The sequence below is a fragment of the Salegentibacter sp. T436 genome, assembly GCF_001932675.1.
GTDB classification, from domain to species: Bacteria; Bacteroidota; Bacteroidia; order Flavobacteriales; family Flavobacteriaceae; genus Salegentibacter; species Salegentibacter agarivorans.
This window is the reverse complement of sequence record NZ_CP012872.1, coordinates 161,572-183,652: the sequence shown is the minus strand read 5'-3', so window position 1 is coordinate 183,652 and position 22,081 is coordinate 161,572. Positions and strand designations below refer to the sequence as shown.

The following is a 22,081-nucleotide window of genomic DNA, read 5'->3' as shown; positions in this document are numbered from 1 at the left end:
CCTATCTTGAGATTGTATATTTGCCGCTTCTAAAAATGCAATTATGGGAATGAAACTTTCACACTTCAATTTTGAACTTCCGGATGAACTTCTGGCAGAGTACCCTTCAGAAAACAGGGACGAAGCCAGGCTAATGGTTCTAAACAGGAAAGAACAAACAATTGAACATAAACAATTTAAAGATATTCTAGATTATTTCGAGCCTGAAGATGTTATGGTATTGAACAATACCAAAGTATTTCCGGCACGTTTATATGGTAATAAAGAAAAAACCGGTGCGAGAATCGAAGTTTTTCTTTTAAGGGAATTAAATCCTGAAACCAAACTTTGGGATGTTCTTGTAGATCCTGCGAGAAAAATTAGAATCGGGAATAAACTTTATTTTGGAGATGACGAAAGTTTAGTTGCTGAGGTTATAGACAACACTACTTCCCGTGGAAGAACACTTCGTTTTCTTTACGATGGTTCTTACGAAGATTTCAGAAAAAAATTAAAGGAATTGGGAGAAACTCCACTTCCAAAATATATTAAGCGTAATGTTGAACCTGAAGATCAGGAGCGTTACCAAACTATCTATGCAAAAGAAGAAGGGGCTGTAGCAGCACCAACTGCCGGGCTTCATTTTTCTAAACACCTTTTAAAGCGTTTGGAAATTAAAGGAGTAGATTTTGCTGAAGTTACATTACACGTAGGTTTGGGAACGTTTAGTCCGGTTGAGGTAGAAGATCTTAGCAAACATAAAATGGATAGTGAAGAAGCTTTTATTGAAAAGAAAGCTACACAAACCATTAACAAAGCAAAACTGGAAAACAGGCGGGTTTGTGCTGTGGGTACTACGGTAATGCGTGTTCTGGAAAGCTCGGTTTCTTCAAACCATACTTTGAATGAGTTTGGTGGATGGACCAATAAATTTATCTTTCCTCCTTACGATTTTAGTATAGCGAACTGTATGATTACTAATTTCCATACTCCAAAATCTACGCTGCTTATGATGATCTCGGCTTTTGCCGGTCACGATTTTATGAAGCGAGCTTACGAAGAGGCGGTAAAAGAGAAATACCGTTTCTATACTTATGGAGACGCCATGTTGATTATCTAGTTTTTAATTTGATATAATCTTAAGCCACGAATTCATTAATATTAGTGAATTCGTGGCTCTTTTATTTTTTAGAAAAAAGGATATTTTTCGTGTACGTCTTTAAGTAGTTTTTTAACTTCAAATTTTTCTTATCATCACCATTTAAAACACTTAGCTTCAGCTTAACTTAAAAATCCTTTAATTCTTAGTACTTTTGCAGCGTGAAAAACAAGAAGAAAGACATACGGGCACTTACCAAAGCACAACTGCAGGAATTTTTTGTAGCCAATGGCGATAAATCTTTCCGCGGAAGCCAGGTATATGAATGGCTTTGGAATAAAGGTGCGCACAGTTTTGAGGCGATGACCAATATCTCTAAGGCTACCCGCGAAATGCTGGACGAGAATTTTGTGATTAATCATATTCGTGTAGATCAAATGCAGCGCAGCAGTGACGGTACCATTAAAAATGCCGTAAAATTACACGATCAACTTACGGTAGAATCGGTTTTAATTCCTACAGCTAACCGAACCACGGCCTGCGTTTCTTCGCAAGTAGGCTGCAGCTTAGATTGCCAGTTTTGTGCTACCGCAAAGTTAAAAAGAATGCGAAACCTTAATCCTGATGAAATTTACGATCAGGTGGTTGCTATAGATAATGAAAGTCGTTTGTATTTTGACAGGCCGCTGAGCAATATTGTTTTTATGGGAATGGGTGAGCCGCTTATGAACTACAATAATGTAATGAAGGCGGTAGAAAAGATCACTTCCCCCGAAGGTTTAGGAATGTCCCCAAAGCGAATTACTATTTCTACCTCGGGCGTTCCAAAAATGATTAAAAAACTGGCTGACGATGAAGCGAAGATTAAGCTCGCTGTTTCCCTTCACTCTGCTATAGATGAAGTGCGAACCCAAATAATGCCTTTTAATGAAACCTTTCCTTTAAAAGATCTTCGGGAAGCTTTAGAATATTGGTATTCTAAAACTAAAAGCCGAATTACTTACGAATACATTGTTTGGAAAGATATTAACGACACTCGAAAAGATGCCGAAGCCTTGCTGCGCTTCTGTCAATATGTGCCGTGCAAGGTGAATTTAATTGAATACAATCCTATAGACGATGGTAATTTTCAACAGGCTTCTTCCCGGGCTACAGATATGTACCAGCAAATTCTAGAAAGCAATGGGATTACGGTAACTGTAAGGCGCTCCCGCGGAAAAGATATAGATGCTGCCTGTGGTCAATTAGCTAATAAATCGGCTTAATTTACGCTTTAAAATTACTTAATCTTTGAAAGAAAAACCACTGATGAATATTCTCTATAAATAATTATCTTTGGTGGCTTAATGAAAGTAATTTCCCAAATAAAACTTCCGGTTGAGAAAGAGATGGAGCTTTTTGAAAAAAAGTTCCTGGAATCAATGTCCTCCAAAGTTGCACTGCTCAATAGGATAACGCATTATATTGTTAACCGCAAAGGAAAGCAGATGCGACCTATGTTTGTTTTCCTGGTTGCCAAAATGGTTTCGGACGGGAGCGTGAACGAGCGTACTTATCGCGGTGCATCGGTAATAGAGCTTATTCATACCGCTACTTTGGTTCACGATGATGTGGTAGACGATTCTAATCGCCGCCGTGGATTCTTCAGCATAAATGCATTATGGAAGAACAAGATTGCCGTTTTAGTAGGCGATTATTTACTTTCTAAAGGTTTACTACTTTCTATAGATAATAATGATTTTGACCTGCTTAAAATTATTTCAGTCGCGGTTCGGGAAATGAGTGAAGGTGAATTGCTTCAAATAGAAAAAGCCAGGCGTTTAGATATTACTGAAGCTGTTTATTACGATATTATTCGACAAAAAACCGCTACTCTTATTGCTGCTTGTTGCAGTTTGGGAGCGGCCTCGGTGAAACCAGATTCTGATGCGATTGCTAAAATGAGACGATTTGGCGAATTAATAGGGATGGCATTTCAGATTAAAGATGACCTTTTTGATTATGGCGATGAGCAAATTGGTAAACCCACAGGAATTGATATTAAAGAACAAAAAATGACTTTGCCTTTAATTTACGCCCTTAATAATTCGACTAAAAAAGAGAAGGATTGGGTGATTAATTCGGTTAAAAATCGCAATAAAGATAAGAAGCGGGTAAAAGAAGTAATCCAGTTTGTAAAAGACAAAAACGGTCTTGATTACGCAGTAAAGCGTATGGAAGAATTTCAACGGGAAGCTTTATTAATCCTGGAAGATTACCCGTCATCACCTTATCGCGAATCGCTGGAACTCATGGTAAATTACGTGATAGAGCGTAAAAAATAAGGCTGTTCGTTAGGTTTAATGAAGTAACGAAACAGCCTTAAATAGTTCTTAGAGAAATTATAGATTAGTTATCGTCTTCGTGAATTTCTTCATCTATTTCTCTTTCTACTTTTTCTGCACCTTCTTCAACTTTTTTGGCGCCTTCTTTCACTTTTTCTCCGGCTTTATTCACATTGTCTTCAATGTCTTTGCCTATTGCTTCTACGGCATCTTCTGTTTTTTCCTGGGTAGTTTCACGGCAGGAATATAAACTAAGCGTAAAAATGCTAATTAATAATAAAACTAACTTTTTCATTGAAATTTGATTTTGGTTTAAACTAAAAAAAGCCACTTTCTATTACAAAAGTGGCTTTAGAATTTCTTAGAAAGAAACGATTACATGTTATCGTCTTCGTTCATTTCTTCTTCCATTTCTTGCTCAGCTTCATTAGCTTCAGCTTCTATTTCGTTACCAGCTTCTTCCATCTCGTTTCCTGCTTCATCAGCAGCGTTTTCGATGTCTTCACCAGCAGACTCTATAGCGTCTTCTGTGTTTTCTTCAGTAGTTTCTCTACAAGAGTAGATAGAAAGTGACATTGTTGCAACAGCAAAAAGTAAAAATAATTTTTTCATTTTAGAATATGTTAATTAGTTGAAGGAACAAATTTAAACTATTTTTTAATTGTGCAAGGGATTCTTTTCAATCAAATATTTCCAATATCTTTTGGGGACGTGTTGGTGATGAAGCCTAATGTTTATGCGGGATTTGATGGTAGTGGCTTCAAAATAATTCTTCCATAATTTCTGAAAATCCTGTTCGTGGGAATCAAAGAAATAATCATTTTCTTCTGAAGAACCCGAATTTTTAGCAAAATCAATATTGATAATATTGGTGGTAGTTAGATTATAATAGAGACCGAATTTACGTTTCAAGTCATAAATTATCCATTCCTGGTCGCTATAGCGGGAGGTAAAATGATGCTTTATAACCGGAAGCACATTAAAATCGGGTTCAATCGTTGCAAAATAGATACTGTCTTTTGTAAGTTGAAATCTTACAAAAGCTTCCATACGGTGTTTTTCCCGACTTACCTTTTTAGCCGTTTGCGCAATTTTAAGCACGTGCGAATTGGCGAAATCCCCGTCTATACTCTCTTTACGCTGAAATGTATGCTGAAAATATTTTAAAATTTCTAATTCAATTCCCGGTTCTTCACTTAAATAAGCGAAATATATGTTTTTTACACCGCGAGCTGTTGCAATTTTTTTAAAAGCATTCCAAACCCTTTCAGCCTTTGGTTTTTCAGTTATTACTTCAAGGTGGTTGCTAAATAATTCTTCACTGGGTATCCCGGGAGGATGTATTGCCACTACCTGCAATTTTTCCTCATAATTAAGGAATATGCAGGTAAGTAATCCATTCAAACTACCATCGTAACTTAATGAAGTTGTAGAATTCATTTAAAATAAACTTAACTGGCTGCTATATTCTTTCCTGAATTTCCCAACCGAATTTCGAAGAATAAGCGATTTGATTTTTGCTGAACCCAGATCTTTTGTTTCCCAACCGCGGGAATCACAAATTATAAAATATTTCGCCCGGTTAAGGGCAACGCCAATTGCCTTTAAATGATCATAGTTCAATTTTCGGTATTTTCTTGCGTTTAAAATCTTGCTTACCGATTTTAAACCAACTCCTGGAATTCTCAACAAAGTTTCTTTTTCAGCCCGATTAATATCTACGGGGAAATGCTGCGGATTTCTTAAAGCCCAGCTTAATTTTGGATCTACTTCTACATCTAAATTTGGAAACTGCGGGTTTAATAATTCGTTTACTTCAAACCCGTAAAAACGCATTAGCCAATCGGTTTGATAGAGCCGATTTTCCCTAAGCATTGGTACTTGCGAGCCAAGCGAAGGTAACCGCGGATCGTTTCTAATTGGCACATAACCGGAATAATAGACCCGCTTCATATTATAATTCTTATAATAATGATTTGCCGAAAGCATAATCTCCCGGTCACTTTCTCCCGTGGCTCCCACAATCATTTGTGTGCTCTGGCCGGCCGGGGCATATTTTGGTGTGCTTTTAATTAATTTTTTCTCAGAATTATATTGAATAATTTCATTCTTCACCTTTTCCATAGGTTTTATAAAATCGGCGTGATCTTTTTCGGGAGCAAGTTTTTTTAATCCCGACACTGTTGGAATTTCAATATTTACACTTAACCTATCAGCGTAAAGTCCGGCTTCGTGCATAAGCTCGTCGCTGGCTCCAGGAATTGATTTTAAATGAATATAGCCGTTAAAATTTTCTTCCAGTCGAAGTTTTTTTGCCACCTGGATTAGACGTTCCATCGTAAAATCGGCATCTTTAAAAATTCCTGAACTAAGAAATAATCCTTCAATATAATTACGCCTGTAAAAATTGATGGTGAGATCTACCACTTCCTGAACTTTAAAAGCTGCTCGTTTAATATCGTTACTGCGGCGGGTTACACAATAAGCGCAATCAAAAATACAATGATTGGTAAGCAAAATTTTAAGCAGAGACACGCAACGACCATCTTCGGTATAGGAATGGCAAATCCCCATTCCGTCAGAATTTCCAAGGCCTTTATTTTTATTTGAGCGCTTACTGCCACTACTGGAACAGGAAACATCGTATTTTGCAGCATCAGCCAGAATTTCCAGTTTTTCCTTAATTCGGTCGAACATCATACTATTCGAAGTTTGAGTCAAAAATAGGAAAAAATCCGATAAATTGGAATAAATACTAATTTTTAAAATCCGGATAATTTTCAGGATCTTCCCCCGCCAGTTTCGCGAAATTACGATAAGCCCGTTCTACCTGTTCTTCTGGAGTTGTATTAAATTCTTCCTCGGTAACATTATATTTTTGCTGAAGGGAATCCAGGCTTTGGTGCATTTCTTCCCTAACTTCGGCATAATCTGGATGGTTATATAGGTTGGTCATTTCTGTTGGATCTTCTTTGAGGTCGTATAATTCCCATTCATCTATATCATCATAAAAATGTATTAATTTAAAGCGATTGGTTCTAATACCGTAGTGTCTTTTCACCATATGAAAGGCCGGGAAATCGTAATAATGATAATAAATTGCATTCCTAAAATCTTTATCTGAAACTGAATTATTCATTAAAGTGCGTAAAGATTTTCCCTGCATATCTTGGGGAATTTCTGCATTCGCAAAATCGAGAAAAGTTGGCGCAAAATCCAGGTTTTGCGTTAGCGCATTTATTTCGCTTCCTGCTTCAATTTCGCCTGGAAGTTGCATTAACATAGGCATCGCCAAAGATTCTTCGTACATAAACCGCTTGTCAAAAAATCCTTTTTCACCTAAATAAAAGCCCTGGTCTGTGGTATAAACAATTAGGGTATTTTCATCTAAACCCGATTCTTCAAGATAATCTAAGATTTCCCCAACCCCTTCGTCTACCGAAGCAACAGTGGCAAGATAATCTCTTAAATAAAGCTGGCCTTTCCATTTTGCTAATTCTTTCCCGGTCAAATTAGCTTCGTGAAAAGCATCATTTTTAGGTCGGTAAGCTGCATTCCAGGTATCGCGTTGTTCTTTCGTCATTCTGCCAAAATCTGTTTTCCAGGGATTATGCCTTAAAGAATCGCTACCTTTCTCTACACTCATTTTTAGATCGTGACCTTCGTACATATCTTCATAAATGGTTTGCAGCTGTTGTTGTGCGGCTACCTGGCCCTTGTGATCTGAAAAATAACTATCGGGTAAAGGGAATTCAATAGAATCATATTTATTTAAATGCCTTAAAGCAGGCATCCAGTTTCTGTGGGGAGCCTTATGTTGCACCATAAGCATAAAGGGTTTGTCTTTTGCACGGTTATTTTTTAACCAGTCCAGGCCCATTTCGGTAATAATATCGGTAGCATAACCTTCAATCCTGGTCGTATCTTTTCCTTTAATGAAATCTGGATTATAATAATTTCCCTGATCTACAAGTATATTCCAGTGGTCAAAACCTTCAGGTAAACCATGAAGATGCCATTTTCCTACCAGGGCGGTTTGATAGCCCACTTCTTTTAGGAATTTTGGTAGGGTAGGTTGGGAACCATCAAACACTTCCCCATTCATTCTAAATCCGTTTTCGTGGCTATGTTTTCCTGTTAAGATTACAGCGCGGCTGGGCCCGCAAATGGAATTAGTGCAAAAGTTATTATTAAATTTTACGCCATTTTGGGCAATTCTATCAATATTAGGCGTAGGAGCTAATTTACTAACGGGATGACCGTATGCACTAATCGCCTGTGCAGCATGATCATCGGTCATTATAAAAACTATATTGGGTCGTTTTGTTTCAAATTTTTTGTCTTCTTCTTTTTCTGAATTATTGTTCTTACAGGAAATCAAAGAAATACTTAGTAGAAAAAAGCTTAAAAATTGAAGAGAAATTTTGTTAGAAAACATAAAGGAAGATTTTGGTGAGTAAGAACTAATGTACAAAAAGTATGTAATTTTGTTTTAAATTAGACCTATACAAGAACTGCTCAATTGGATTTTATGAAGTTTTTTCAACTGAAAATATTATTTATTTTATTATTTGGTTTTCAGTGCTATAGCTTGCTTTCACAACAGCTTACGCCTCCCATACATAATTATTCTTCTACAACGTATGAAGCGGCCAGCCAGAACTGGGATATTGATGTAGACGAAGAAGGTGTGATTTACGCGGCGAATAATCAGGGCCTACTAAGTTTTGATGGTCAAACCTGGGAATTGTCTTCTTTGCCCAATGGTAGTATTATTCGTTCGGTTTTTGTTTATGAGGATAAAATCTTTACGGGATCTTATAAGGAATTTGGATATTGGAAGAAGGATGATACGGGAGAATTGTTCTATACTTCCCTTATCCCAAAGCTTGGAAAATACGCAATGCAAAGTGAAGAATTTTGGGAAATCCTGGAGTTTAACGGTGATATCTATTTTCGATCTTTTGGAGCAATTTATAAATATGATTATAAGACTATAAAACCTATTCAGAATATTGTAAGTAATAAGATGTTGGTTTATAGAGATAAGCTCCTGTTCGCGGTGAGAAAGAATGGGATACATTTTTTAGATGAGAATAACGAATTACAAAAGCTTCCAAATCAGGAAATTTTAAATGATGAAGTAATCGTAGATATGGCAATCCAGGGAGAAAACCTCATTATTGGAACCAGGGAGAAGCTATTTAAGTATAAAGCCACTGGCTGCAAATTGTTGAAGGATACTAAATTGATGAATGAGTTGGAAAGTTCTGAACTTAATCACATCATGACCTTAGATAACCAAAGAATACTTTTAGGTACTGTTAAGAACGGAATAATAAACTATGATGAAGCAACTCAATCTTACACTATTTTTAACCGAAATAGCGGACTTCAGAATAATACCGTCCTGGGCTTTGTAGAGAAACATGGTAATATTTGGTTAGGCCTGGATAACGGAATAGACCGGATAGAAATTGACTCTCCAGTAGAGTTTTACACCGATGATACCGGCGAATTAGGAGCAGTTTATGATCTTGTTTTTTATAATGATAAAATGTTCCTGGCCAGTAATACCGGCGTTTATACTTTTAATAATAATCAGCTTGAAATTATTAAAGGTGCAGAGGGCCATACCTGGAACCTCGAGATCCTGAACGATACATTATATGTAAACCATAATACGGGCACTTATTACTTAATTCAGGATAGACTGATGCCTGTAGAAACTTCTACAGGAAGTTTTAAAATTAGTGCGGTACCCTACAGCAGAAATGAATATTTAATTAGCAGTTATACCGGAATTCGAAATTTTAGCAGAAAAGATGACAGCATCTATAATCTTGACAGTTTAAATTTCCCGGTTAAAAATGTTGTTTTTGAAAATGAAACCAGCCTTTGGGCAGCACACCCTTACGAAGGTCTTTACAGGGTAGGATTAAAAAATAACTTCAAGGAAACTCAGTTTATAGATAAAATCAAAATCCCCGACTGCGGCAACAGTATTAATACAAATGTTTTTGTAATTAATAATCAAATAGCTGTTTTTAATGGCGACCAATGGTTTAAATACAATTCTTTTAAAGATTCATTATTTGTTTTTGAAGAATTACAGGCTTTTAGAAAACATAAAATGTTACTGAAAGATGAAGGTTCATATTGGTTTAGCCATACCGAAAACAATTCGCTTAAATTAACCAATTTTGATGATGAAAATATTGTAATTGCTCCCGGAAACCTCAATAACAGGCTGGTAAAGAATTATGAGGAAATATTAAAAAATGGAGATTCGCTCTACTATATTGCCTTAAATGATGGTTTCGCAAGATTAGACCTGGCCAGATATGTAAAAAATTTAGATGATGTTCATATTAGCACGCCTACAGTAAAGGGTTTTCTTAATATTAATGGCCGCCATTCTCTGGAAAATAATATTGAGATTCCTTATAAAAGTTCAAGGGACCTAAATATATATACTTCTTTTCCGGTTTCTGAAGCTATGGGATTACGGTATCGTTTAAGGGGAGAAGATACGCTAAGCGGGGAAGTTAAAAATGGAGTGATAAATCTGCAGAACCTTAATCATGGCGATTATGAGTTACAACTTCTGGCCGTAGGTCCGCAAGCTAAAATAGCAAAAAAGAACAGTTTTAATTTTAGTATTCAGCCCCCGTGGTATCTATCTAACTTAATGAAACTGGTTTATATGCTTATTATTCTTTCTTTGGTGGTTTTGGTGTATTGGTATAACCAGCTGAAACTTAGAAAACACCAACGAGTTTTAGAAGAAAAATTTGAAAAGGAACACCAGGAACGTCTCAATAATCTTGAAAAAGAAAGATTAAAGAATCAAATAAACTTAAAAAGAAAAGAGTTGGCTAATACTACTATGGTGGCGGCAAAGAAAAATGAAATGTTGATGGAAATTCAAAATGAATTGAATAAAGATAAAAGTAATTTTCCCAATCAATTTAAAATGAAGCATATATTAAATAAGATAAACCGTGCTATTAAAAATAAGGATGAATGGCAGGTATTTGAAACTAATTTTAATGAATTGCACCAGGATTTTTTTAAAGATATTCTGGATAGTTACCCTCATCTTACTAGCAAAGATTTAAAGCTTTGCTCTTATCTTAAAATGAACCTTACTTCAAAAGAAATTGCCCCATTAATGGGTATTTCTGTGCGCGGTGTAGAAGTACATCGTTATCGCCTTCGAAAGAAAATGGATCTGGATAAAAAGGAGAATTTGACAAATTTTCTGATTAAAAATTTCTAAGTTCTCAAATTAAGCCTATTTAATTAACATAAAATAACTACGTCATTACTACATCAGCCCTTTAAGTCTTTGTTAAATAATTACTTCAAATAGTTAGTAAAAAACTGTTAATCAGTAATTTAAAGGCTTAATTTTTTTGATGTAGCAGTAGTGTACTATATCGTTTGCGTGAACACTAAGCTTGGTTGTATCTTTCTGTTAAAATTCAGTAAAAATTCAACCGTATGAAATTAAAATTATTTGCCTTTTGTATGGTCATATTTTCCAGTTTTGGATTTGCACAGGAAACCAAATCTATTACCGGAATAATAACTGACCAGAATGATATGCCTTTACCGGGAGCCGAAGTAAAGGTTATTGACAAAGAGATTTTTGATGTAACCGACTTTGATGGGAATTTTAGTCTCGACAATGTTGAAGTTGGTGATGCCGTAAGAGTAACCTTCCTTGGTTTTATGCCGCAGGAATTTACGGTGGGAGAAAATAATCAATACAACATAGCATTGGAAGAAGATACCGATCAACTTGATGAAGTTGTGGTTGTTGGTTATGGTAGACAACGTAAACAAGATCTAACCGGTGCCATTAGCCAGGTCTCTTCGCAGGAAATTATGAAACAACCTGCTTCTACTGCTACTCAGGCCTTGCAAGGTAAAGTTGCCGGTGTAAACATAATAAATAGTGATGCACCTGGTTCCACACCCACTGTAGCAATTAGGGGGTTAGGAACCGCACTTGGAGGACGTGATCCTCTATATGTAGTAGATGGTGTTCCAGTTAATGACATTCAAAATATTAGTCCTTCTAATATTGAATCCATGGATTTCCTTAAAGATGCCTCTTCTGCGGCTATTTATGGTGTAAGAGCGGCTAACGGGGTGGTAATCGTTACTACTAAACAGGGTGAGTCTGGTAAGCCTAAAATGAATATTAGAAGTTTTTATGGTGTAAAGCCTATATTAAATGAAGTAGACATGGCAAATGCCAGCCAGTACATTACTTATTTTAATGAGGAAAATGCTGCAATTGGCGGGGATCAATTAAATCAAACCCAACAATATAATACCGATTGGTATGATGAAATTGTTCAAACAGGTTTTGTAAATAATACTGTTTTTGATATTAATGGTGGAGGAGACAATATTAATTATTTTTTCAGTTATGATTATTACGAAGAAGGCGGATTATTGGAAGATCAGAAATTTAGGAGATCTACAATCACCAGTAATAATACTTTTGATCTTTTTGATGATCGTCTCAAGATTATTCAAAACTTAAATGTTTCTATTAGGGATGAAAATCGTAAACCCTTTGGTGCCTTCAATACGGCTTACCGTCAATCTCCTTTAGTTCCTGTTTTTTACCCCAATGGAAGATACGGGGGATCATATTACAACAGAACAACTGGGGAAGCTACATATATTGCGGGACCTGATGAAAGTATTGGCAACTTAACCAGTCACGGAAACCCGGTTTCTGCCGTAGACTTTGAAAATCAAATTTTCAACGCTGTCAGATTACAGGGTAGCGTAACTGCAGAGCTAAGTATTACTGATGATCTTACCTTCACCTCTCGATTTGGTGCAAGAAAGGAATTTACCAGTGGTAGAACATACAATCCTATTCAGCAGCGTTGGTTAAATAGTGACCCTACTCGAACCGTAGAGCAATTTGAGAATTTAAAAGCTCAAAACCCTGAACAATTGCAATATGCTTATAATCAGTTGTCCTTTGAATCCAGTGAGAACTACAAATACAACTGGGATAATTTTATAAACTATAATACCAATTTCGGTGACCATAACCTTGATGTTACTTTAGGTGGATCTAAAGAACAAATTGGAATTGGTATGAGAGACGATTATCAAACCTGGGATGTTCCCGAACAGGAACAATATTGGAGCTTAAAACATGCCAGTGACCAATATGATAAACAGGTTAATCAAACCTATTTAACCCCTACAAATTTCTTGTCTTACTTCGGAAGGGTTCAGTATAACTTTAATAGCAAGTATTATTTTACCGGTACTTTGCGTCGTGATGGGTCCAGCACCTTTCAAAATAATGCTAATTACTGGGGAACATTTCCAGCATTGGGTGTAGGTTGGACTTTGACCGAAGAAGAATTTCTGGCAGATAATGAAAGCATAAACTTTTTGAAATTAAGAGGTTCCTGGGGGGAATTAGGAAATGCTAATGTACCTATAAATACTACTCAAATCCTTACCGAACCAAACAGCGGTAACCAAAACTATGTATTTGGTCCCGGTCAGGATCTTATCTTTGGAGCATATATAGGTTCTCCGGCTCAAAACCTTAGCTGGGAAGTAGTTAGTGAATATAGTGCAGGTCTAGACTATGAATTATTTGATTATAAATTAACAGGTAGTTTCGATTATTATATTCGAACCACGGAAAACACCATTCTTCAGGTTCAACCTTTACTGAACTCTACATTCTCTACAGATTTTTACGATCACGGAGCAGAGGTAGTTAACGAAGGTTTTGAATTGGCTATAAACTGGAGTGATGAGTTTTCAGATGATTTTAGCTATAATATTGGAACTAATTTTTCTTTTAATGAAAATACAGTTAAAAATGTTCAACAAAACTATGAAGGACAGCTAGGTGGGAGTCTTGGGAATGGTCAAATTACAAAACGTCTTGCCGAGGGTCAACCCTTAGGCGCCTGGTGGTTATTTGAAACCGAAGGTGTATGGCAAACACAGCAAGAGATAGATAATAATGCCGCTATTGGAGGAGCAAGACCCGGCCACCTAAGATATACGGATCAGAATAACGATGGTGTCATAGATGATCGTGACAAGATTTATCACGGTTCATACATTCCAAAATATAATTATGGTGTTAATATTGGACTTAACTATAGAAATTGGGACTTCAGTTTAGATGGTTATGGCGTAGGAGGCAATAAAGTCTATAATGCATTACTGAACACCAGAATTGGAGGCGAGAATGTGCCGGTAGACGTTTTTAATGAGAGATGGACCGGACCTGGAACTTCTAATACAAATCCGGGAGCCGATCGTGATGCCAGATCTTCTGATTACTATTTGGAAGATGGAGATTTCTTCAGGATAAATAATATTACTTTGGGATATACATTGCCAGAGATGACGGAGTTTATTTCTCAAGCGCGAGTTTATGTGTCTGCCCAAAACCCGTTTATATTCACAAAGTATTCAGGTTTTACTCCAGAAATATCAGGTTACGATCCAAATGATACCAATGCACAAGGTCCTTACAGAACCACAGGTGTGGAACTTTCAGCATATCCATTAACCAGCACATTCCTGCTTGGAGTTAATATTCAATTATAAAATTTTAAATATATACTGTATGAAACGAATATATAAAATAGCAGTTTTCACATTTACATCCCTATTTATTTTAGGGTGTAGTGAAGATTTTCTGGAAGTAGACTCCAGGGAAAATATAGAGGCAGAGGACAGGGATGAAAACTTTTCTCCGGAAGATTTTGTAACCGGAGTCTATGGTCAGTTTACCGATTTTAATTATGCCTTTTCTTATTTAGGAATTACTGAAATTATTTCAGATAATGCCGATAAAGGTAGTGCGCCTACCGATACAGGAACGGACAAGCATTTGCTAGACGATTTGGAATTTACAAGTACTGCACCATCGGTTTCCAATATGTGGGAGCATTGGTATAAAACCATTGGCCGGGCCAATTATGCTATAGCTTATGCTGAAGAAGAAGGTGGGCCAGATACAGGTCGACTCATTGCCGAAGCCAAATTTTTAAGAGCGTATACCTATTTCTTTTTAGTGCGCGGTTTCGGTGGTGTTACTATTCAAGGTGAAGTTGAGTTTGTAGATGGAGAACCTATTATAGATCCAGATGTAGATCTTTCTGCCAGAAACACTCAAGAAGAAGTATATACCTATATTGAGCAAGATTTGATGGATGCTATAAGTGTTTTACCTGCCAAAAGTGAATACCCTCCCCAAGATTTGGGTAGAGCTACACGTGGTGCAGCTCAGGCATTACTCTCAAAGGTTCACTTATACCAGGAAGAATGGAGCGAAGCCTTAGAACAGGCCAACGCTGTCATCTCTTCTGGTGAGTATGGGCTTGAACCAAACTATGAAGATGTCTGGAGAGAATATTCTGAAAATGGAATAGAGTCTATTTTTGAAATTCAGGGTCGTGGAGAACCTATTGTTCACGGTGTTCAGCAATATTCCACCACTCAAGGTGCCAGAGGTACCAGTGGATGGGGATGGGGTTTTAACACACCATCAGAAAGTCTTGTAGATGCATTTGATGCTGAAGGAGATTCTATAAGAAAAGATGCCACTATTATTTTTGCTGGCGAGACATTATGGGATGGTCGTGAAGTTAGTTCTTCCGTAGAAAATCCACGTTATAATGAAAAAGCATATTCGAGTGCAAATGCCGGTGATGGTGATGGTGATAAGAATATTCGCGTTTTGAGATATGCTGAAATTCTTTTAATCAAAGCTGAAGCTGAGGCTCAATTAGGCAACCTGGCAGCTGCTATGGATGCCCTTAATGAAGTTAGAGAGCGAGTAGATCTTGATCCTGTAAGTGGCCTGGGCCAACAGGAATTACTTGAGAAGATATGGAACGAAAGAAGGCTAGAACTTGCCTTTGAGCACGATCGTTGGTTTGATCTTACCCGTACAGGGCAGGCTCCGGAAGCTATGGCTGCACACGGAAAAGATTTTCAGGAGAGACACTATTTATTTCCAATCCCTGAGAATCAAAGAATTCAAACACCAGGTATGGAGCAGAATCCAGGCTGGTAATAGCATTTAATTTTAAAAGTTCCGCAGTCATTTGAGACTCGCGGAACTTTTTCCATCATTTAAATTCATTTTCTTTTGAATATTAAATTTCTATACATACTTATTTTTTCAATTTTTGTAATAAGCTGTAGTTCATCTGGTAACGAAGCTGATGATTTTTCTGATGATGCACCTAAAGAAATTCCAGATGAAGAAAACTCTGAAGAACCCGTTGAAGAATTCCCTTCGCTTACTGACCAAGAGCTACTTGATGAGGTTCAGGAAAAAACTTTTAATTATTTCTGGGAATTTGCTGGTACCAATTCAGGCCTAGCTAAAGAAAGATCAAGTGATAATACTACGATCACCACAGGAGGTTCCGGTTTTGGTCTTGCATCTTTTCCTGCAGCGGTAGAACGGGGCTGGATAAGTAGAACTGATGCTTTACAGCGCTTAGATAAAATACTTACTTATCTTGAAAATATAGAAACCTACCATGGAGCTTTTGCGCATTGGTATCGGGACGATACTGGTGCAACGTTGCCTTTCTCAGCAAATGATGATGGTGGGGATATTGTAGAAACAGCTTTTTTAATTCAAGGCTTGTTAATTAACAGAAGCTATTTTTCCAAAGAAACGGAAATAAAAAACAGGATTACCCATATTTGGGAAGATGTAGAATGGGATTGGTATACTCAAGGCGAAAATGTAATTTATTGGCATTGGTCACCAAATTTTGAATTTGAGAAGAATCTGCAGGTAAAAGGCTGGAATGAGTCGCTTATGGTATACGTACTTGCAGCTTCATCTCCCACCCATCCCGTAGATGCTGATGTGTACCACCAAGGTTGGGCTTCTAATGGAAATATGCAGACGGGCCGAAGTTATTATGGAAATCAGTTGCCTTTAGGTTCAGAACTGGGAGGGCCTTTGTTTTTTGCCCATTATTCATTTATTGGTTTAGACCCCAGAAATCTAAGTGACCAATATGCCGATTATTGGCAACAAAATACCTCGCACAGCTTTATTAATTATGAATATGCGGTGAGCAATCCCAATAATTATGAAGGTTATAGCGAAGATTCCTGGGGTTTAACAGCAAGTACCGGTTACGACGGATACGCTGCTCACAGTCCTACAAATGATAAAGGGATAATTGCACCAACAGCTTCTCTATCCTCTTTCCCTTATACGCCGGATAAATCTATGCGTGCCTTACGTTATTTTTATGAAGATTTAGGAGAAAATCTTTGGGGGGAATATGGCTTTTACGATGCGTTTTCGCAAGAAGTGGGTTGGTTTTCTGATAGCTATCTAGCAATAGATCAGGGTCCCATTGTCGCAATGATAGAAAACTATCGAACTGGTTTACTATGGGATCTTTTTATGCAGGATGAAGAAATTAAAGCTGGATTAGATAAACTGGATTTTAAATACTAATTCTTGAATGTACTTTATATTAATCTCACTGTCCTATCATAGGAGGTTTTTTCAATTCCAGGCATAAAATAATTTTGAACCGAAAATTAAATTATATAAAATGACATCAATTAAATCAACCATCTTTGTTTTAATCCTTTTAATTAGCGTAGGCTGCAAGAATGAGAATAACAAGGAAGCTACAAATAGAAATAAAGAAATTAAGGCTTCTTTAATCTCAGAAGAAGCTTTATTAGATACAGTTCAAAAGCAAAGCCTCAAATATTTTTGGGAGTATGCCGAACCTAATTCAGGAATGGCGCGAGAACGCTATCATCCTGATGGGGAGTATCCGAAAAACGATGCCCACGTGGTAACCACAGGAGGCTCTGGATTCGGACTTATGGCTATAGTTTCCGGAATGGAACGCCAATGGATTCCCCGCGATTCGGCCGTGGCTCGTTTAAACAAAATCGCAGATTTTTTAGATAATGCACCAAGATTTCACGGGGTATGGCCACACTGGTTAAATGGCGAGACAGGTGAGGTCCAGGCCTTCAGCGATAAGGATAATGGTGGAGACCTAGTGGAAACTTCATTTTTGGCGCAGGGCTTTATTGTCGTTCGTGAATATTTAAAAAATGGAAACCAAGATGAACAGGCGGTTGCAGCAAAGTACGATGAGCTTTGGAAAGGTATAGAATGGGAATGGTACACCAACAATAAAAACGGACTTTACTGGCACTGGTCGCCAGATTACCAGTGGGAAATGGACTTTATGATAGAAGGCTATAACGAATGTTTGATCACTTACGTAATGGCTGCTTCTTCTCCAGATCACGCGATTGATGCTAAAGCTTATCACGAAGGTTGGGCTCGTAGCGGTAATATTGTAAGCGATAAAGAAGCTTATGGAATTCCGTTAATTCTAAAGCATAACACCCGTGGCGATAAAGCCGGACCGCTTTTTTGGGCGCATTATTCTTATTTAGGGTTGAATCCGAAGGGACTTGAAGACAAATATGCTAATTACTGGGATTTGAATGTAAATCATACCCGAATTAACTATGAGTATACCCAGGAAAATCCGAAGGATTTTGAAACCTATTCAGAAAATTCCTGGGGTCTAACCGCAAGCTATACCCGAAATGAAGATAATGGCATTGGCTATACCGCCCATTCCCCAGATGATGACAAGGGAGTGGTATCACCAACTGCGGCGATCAGTTCTATCCCTTATACACCAGAACTTTCTTTGAATGCGATGAGGTATTTCTTTGAAGATCAAAACGAATTGCTATGGGGACCAGCCGGATTTTATGATGCTTATAGCCTTGAAGGGGAGGATTGGGTAGCTCCAAAATACCTGGCAATAGACCAGGGGCCACAGGTAGTAATGATAGAAAATTACAGATCAGGCTTGATATGGGATCTATTTATGGGCGCTCCCGAAGTGCAAAATGGTCTCGAAAAATTAGGATTTAATACTTCTGATTAATTTTTATGAATTACCATCTAACATATTTTAACCGTATTCGAAGTCTTATTCTGATTCTTGTAGCAGTAATGATTACAGGGTCTTCTCTGGCTCAACAAAAGTCTTTTGAATTTGTAGTACTGCCAGATACCCAGACTTATGTTGAAGAATATCCAGAAATCTATTTGCATCAAATGCGTTGGTTGGCCAATAATAAAGATAGATTTTCCTTTGCCCTGCACGTGGGAGACATTACCCAGAATAACAATGGGAAAGAATGGGATATTGCTAAAAAAGGATTCAATATAATTGAAGGGAAGCTGCCTTATTCTTTTGCTTTGGGAAATCACGATATGGGAAGTGCCAGCGGTAAATTTGCCGATACCCGGAATACCGCTATGGCCAATGCCTACTTTTCACCAAATGAGATTCCTAATCTTGTAGCTTCATTCCCTGAAGGAAAAATTGATAATCTTTTAAGTGAGTTTAAGATCGGGGATCAAAATTGGATGGTATTGTCCTTAGAGTTTGGCCCCAGGAATAAAACGATTAAGTGGGCAGATGGGATGATAGAAAAATATTCTCAGCATAATTTCATCATTGTAACCCACGCTTATGTTTACGAAGATAGCACGCTGCATAACGGTGAGGACTGGTGGCTTCCTGAAAACTACGGAATAGGGAAAGATACCGGAGAAGAAGCTCCAAATAACGGTGGTCAGCTTTGGGAAAAGCTAATTAAAAAGCACGATAATATTTCCATGGTATTTTCTGGACATATACTTAAATCTGGCGTTGGAACTTTAGTAAGCGAAGGTGAAAATGGAAATAAGGTTTACCAGATGCTCGCCAACTATCAAAAAGGGGTAGAAGGCTCAGAGAATGGCGGAAATGGTATTTTAAGAATTATTAAAGTTAATCCAGAAAAACAAAGAATTGAAGTAAAAACTTACTCGCCATGGCTTGATGAGTTTAAGACAGAAAAAGAGCATAATTTTACATTTGAAAATATTCAATTAAAATAACAGCATCAAAAAAAACAATTATGAAAAAAAGATTTTTATACATCTTAGCAGTTTTACTGTTCATTTTACTTATCGTACCAGCTTCAGTAGAAGCACAGGAAAATGAAGCTTTTATAAAAGAACACTTTATTAAAGATTCTGATACTCTGAATTACCGTATTCTTTTTCCGAAGGATTTTTCAGAAGAAAAGAAATACCCTGTGGTTTTGTTTCTGCACGGGGCGGGAGAAAGAGGTAAGGATAACCAGTCACAATTAACCCACGGCAGTGATTTATTTTTAAAACATCAGGAAGAATTTCCCGCAATAGTTATTTTTCCGCAGGCACCAAAAGAAGACTATTGGGCAAGAGTGGATGTGAATCGCGATACGGTTCCTCTTCAATTCGAATTTATGAATGAGAAGTCAGCTACTAACTCTTTAGAATTAGTCATGGAACTTATGGATAAAATGGCTTCAGAGAGCTACGTCAATAAAGATCGAATTTATGTTGGCGGACTTTCCATGGGAGGAATGGGAACCTTTGAGATTGTCTATAAAAAACCTAAAATGTTTGCAGCAGCCTTCGCTATTTGCGGTGGTGCTAATCCGGAAATAGCGAAAGAATATCCGGAAGGGTTCAATATTTGGCTTTTCCACGGAAAAAAAGATGATGTTGTACTTCCAAAATATTCTGAAGCAATGGCCCGGTCTATTAATCACTACGGTGGCAATGCCAAGCTTTCTTTATATCCCGACGATAATCATAACAGCTGGGATTCAGCATTTTCAGAACCTAATTTATTACCCTGGTTATTTTCGCATAGTCTGGAAAATGAAAATGGAAAATAATTAGTAGATGAAAACTTTCAAAAACATACTTACAGGCACGGCCTTGCTTATTAGTTCTTTTATAAGTGCACAAGAAGTAGTCCCGGAAACCTATATCAATCCCCTGGATATTGATTACACCTATATGGTTTATAATTCCAGTAAGAATATTTCCTATCGTTCGGGTGCTGATCCCGCGGTAATTGAATTTCAGGGCGAATATTATATGTTTGTTACCCGTTCTTTTGGATACTGGCATTCCAAAGATCTGATAAACTGGGAATTTATTAAACCAGAACAATGGTATTTTGAAGGTTCCAATGCGCCAACCGCTTTTAATTATAATGACTCCTTAGTTTATTTTGCAGGTGATCCCGCAGGTTACGGCAGTATTCTTTATACCGATGATCCTAAAAGTGGTAAATGGACTCCCACGGCTTCAATTTCTAATAATATCCAGGATTCAGAATTATTTATTGATGATGACGGGAAAACCTATTTGTATTGGGGTTCATCCAATGTACATCCACTTAAGGTTAAAATGCTGGACAAAGACGATCGTTTTCTTGAAACCGGGGTAGAAAAGGAACTTATTAACCTGGTAGAAGAAGAACACGGCTGGGAACGCTTTGGCGAAAATAATTACCATCCAACCTTAAAAGAAGGATATATGGAAGGTGCTTCCATGACCAAGCACGACGGGAAATACTATTTGCAGTATGCAGCTCCGGGGACCCAGTTTAATGTTTATGCCGATGCCGCTTATGTAGGCGAAACGCCACTTGGCCCGTTTAAATACATGAAAAACAATCCTATGAGTTTAAAGCCGGGCGGATTTACCAATGGTGCCGGCCACGGGATTACCATGCAACAAACCAACGGACAATACTGGCATTTTGCAACCATGGCCCTGGCTTCTAATTCTCATTGGGAACGCAGGCTGGCTATGTTTCCAACCTATTTTGATGACGAAGGTTTAATGTACACCATTACCAGCTATGGCGATTATCCTTTGTACGGTCCAGATCATCCTACAAAAGCAGGACTGCACAATGGCTGGATGTTGCTTTCCTATAAAGGAAAAACAACCGTCTCCTCTTCACAAATGCAGGTTAGAAAAAGCACTGCCACAGATGGTGATTTTGATATAACCGAAATGCCACTGGAAAAGAATAATGAAGGTGAAATTATTTCGAAATTATTAACCGATGAAAGTCCGAAATCTTTTTGGGTTGCGGAAGCTAATGAGGATAATCAATGGGTGGAGATAGAAATGCTGGCGCCCGGAAATATCTATGCGTTTCAACTGAATTTTCACGACCAGGAATCTGGTATTTATACCCGTACCCAAGGTTTACGACACCGGTATACCTTAGAGGTTTCAGAAGATGGTAATAACTGGAAAACTGTTGTAGACAGAAGTAAAAGTTTTGAAGATACACCGAATGCCTACATTCCGCTTAATCAGCCAGTAAGGGCTAAATACGTGCGCTATAATAATATTGAAGTTCCGGGGAATAACTTGGCTTTATCTGAAATTAGGGTTTTTGGTAAAGGTTTAGGTCAAAAGCCTGCGAAGGTTAAGGGATTCGAAATTTCTCGAGAGGAAGACAGGAGAGATATTTCCCTGGAATGGCAGCCGGTAAAAGGTGCCCAGGGTTATAACATTCGCTGGGGAATCGCTCCAGATAAATTATACCATTCCTGGTTAATTTATGATGAAAATGAACATTTTATGCGCAGCCTGGACCGTGATACAGAGTATTATTTCAGTATTGAAGCATTCAATGAAAATGGCATATCTGAAAGATCTGAAATATTACAAGCAAAATAACCGAAAAACCAAATTATAAAATTTAAAGAATAGGAAAAT

General features: G+C 37.5%; 16 protein-coding genes. 11 read left to right on the top strand and 5 right to left on the bottom strand.

Annotated features, from left to right (window positions below):
* Window positions 1-43: 43 nt before the first annotated feature.
* The 3 genes from queA to AO058_RS00780 all read left to right on the top strand — a co-directional run bounded on the left by queA (window position 44) and on the right by AO058_RS00780 (window position 3,402).
* Window positions 44-1,099, top strand: coding sequence for a tRNA preQ1(34) S-adenosylmethionine ribosyltransferase-isomerase QueA (queA, locus tag AO058_RS00790; protein ID WP_177195650.1), 1,056 nt, complete (start codon window positions 44-46; stop codon window positions 1,097-1,099).
* Between the two features lie 200 nt (window positions 1,100-1,299).
* Entirely contained in the window at window positions 1,300-2,343 is a 1,044-nt protein-coding gene (gene rlmN / locus AO058_RS00785) for a 23S rRNA (adenine(2503)-C(2))-methyltransferase RlmN (RefSeq protein WP_075324784.1), read from the top strand.
* An 81-nt stretch (window positions 2,344-2,424) separates the two neighbouring features.
* On the top strand, window positions 2,425-3,402 hold the full coding sequence (locus AO058_RS00780; RefSeq protein ID WP_075324783.1) for a polyprenyl synthetase family protein: 978 nt from the start codon (window positions 2,425-2,427) through the stop codon (window positions 3,400-3,402).
* A gap of 64 nt (window positions 3,403-3,466) precedes the next feature.
* Here AO058_RS00780 and AO058_RS00775 read toward each other — a convergent pair whose 3' ends face one another.
* The 5 genes from AO058_RS00775 to AO058_RS00755 form a co-directional block, all read right to left on the bottom strand.
* Window positions 3,467-3,697 (bottom strand): hypothetical protein, encoded by a 231-nt coding sequence (locus tag AO058_RS00775; protein WP_075324782.1) that lies wholly within the window; start codon window positions 3,695-3,697, stop codon window positions 3,467-3,469.
* 80 nt (window positions 3,698-3,777) lie between these two features.
* Window positions 3,778-4,014, bottom strand: a complete 237-nt coding sequence (locus AO058_RS00770; protein WP_075324781.1) for a hypothetical protein — start codon at window positions 4,012-4,014, stop codon at window positions 3,778-3,780.
* 45 nt (window positions 4,015-4,059) lie between these two features.
* Window positions 4,060-4,842 (bottom strand): TIGR03915 family putative DNA repair protein, encoded by a 783-nt coding sequence (locus AO058_RS00765; protein ID WP_075324780.1) that lies wholly within the window; start codon window positions 4,840-4,842, stop codon window positions 4,060-4,062.
* Window positions 4,843-6,102: a putative DNA modification/repair radical SAM protein gene (locus tag AO058_RS00760; protein WP_075324779.1), complete on the bottom strand. Its 1,260-nt coding sequence runs from the start codon at window positions 6,100-6,102 to the stop codon at window positions 4,843-4,845.
* Window positions 6,103-6,157: 55 nt separating this feature from the next.
* Complete coding sequence (locus AO058_RS00755; RefSeq protein WP_075324778.1) at window positions 6,158-7,840, bottom strand: sulfatase family protein; 1,683 nt, start codon at window positions 7,838-7,840, stop codon at window positions 6,158-6,160.
* Window positions 7,841-7,933: 93 nt separating this feature from the next.
* Between AO058_RS00755 and AO058_RS00750 the strand changes: the two genes are divergently transcribed.
* The 8 genes from AO058_RS00750 (at window position 7,934) to AO058_RS00715 (ending at window position 22,042) form a co-directional block, all read left to right on the top strand.
* Complete coding sequence (locus AO058_RS00750) at window positions 7,934-10,684, top strand: helix-turn-helix and ligand-binding sensor domain-containing protein (protein WP_075324777.1); 2,751 nt, start codon at window positions 7,934-7,936, stop codon at window positions 10,682-10,684.
* 224 nt (window positions 10,685-10,908) lie between these two features.
* Window positions 10,909-14,025, top strand: a complete 3,117-nt coding sequence (locus AO058_RS00745) for a SusC/RagA family TonB-linked outer membrane protein (RefSeq protein WP_075324776.1) — start codon at window positions 10,909-10,911, stop codon at window positions 14,023-14,025.
* A 19-nt stretch (window positions 14,026-14,044) separates the two neighbouring features.
* Window positions 14,045-15,499: a RagB/SusD family nutrient uptake outer membrane protein gene (locus tag AO058_RS00740; RefSeq protein ID WP_075324775.1), complete on the top strand. Its 1,455-nt coding sequence runs from the start codon at window positions 14,045-14,047 to the stop codon at window positions 15,497-15,499.
* 75 nt (window positions 15,500-15,574) lie between these two features.
* Window positions 15,575-16,918, top strand: a complete 1,344-nt coding sequence (locus AO058_RS00735; protein ID WP_083634111.1) for a glucoamylase family protein — start codon at window positions 15,575-15,577, stop codon at window positions 16,916-16,918.
* Between the two features lie 100 nt (window positions 16,919-17,018).
* Window positions 17,019-18,395 (top strand): glucoamylase family protein, encoded by a 1,377-nt coding sequence (locus AO058_RS00730; protein WP_075324773.1) that lies wholly within the window; start codon window positions 17,019-17,021, stop codon window positions 18,393-18,395.
* A 5-nt stretch (window positions 18,396-18,400) separates the two neighbouring features.
* Window positions 18,401-19,399 carry a metallophosphoesterase gene (locus tag AO058_RS00725; protein WP_075324772.1) on the top strand — a complete coding sequence of 333 codons (999 nt, stop codon included), beginning with the start codon at window positions 18,401-18,403 and terminating at the stop codon, window positions 19,397-19,399.
* A 20-nt stretch (window positions 19,400-19,419) separates the two neighbouring features.
* A complete protein-coding gene (locus AO058_RS00720; protein WP_075324771.1) occupies window positions 19,420-20,229 on the top strand; it encodes a prolyl oligopeptidase family serine peptidase in 810 nt (269 codons plus the stop codon).
* 7 nt (window positions 20,230-20,236) lie between these two features.
* Window positions 20,237-22,042, top strand: a complete 1,806-nt coding sequence (locus tag AO058_RS00715) for a family 43 glycosylhydrolase (protein ID WP_075324770.1) — start codon at window positions 20,237-20,239, stop codon at window positions 22,040-22,042.
* Window positions 22,043-22,081: the final 39 nt, after the last annotated feature.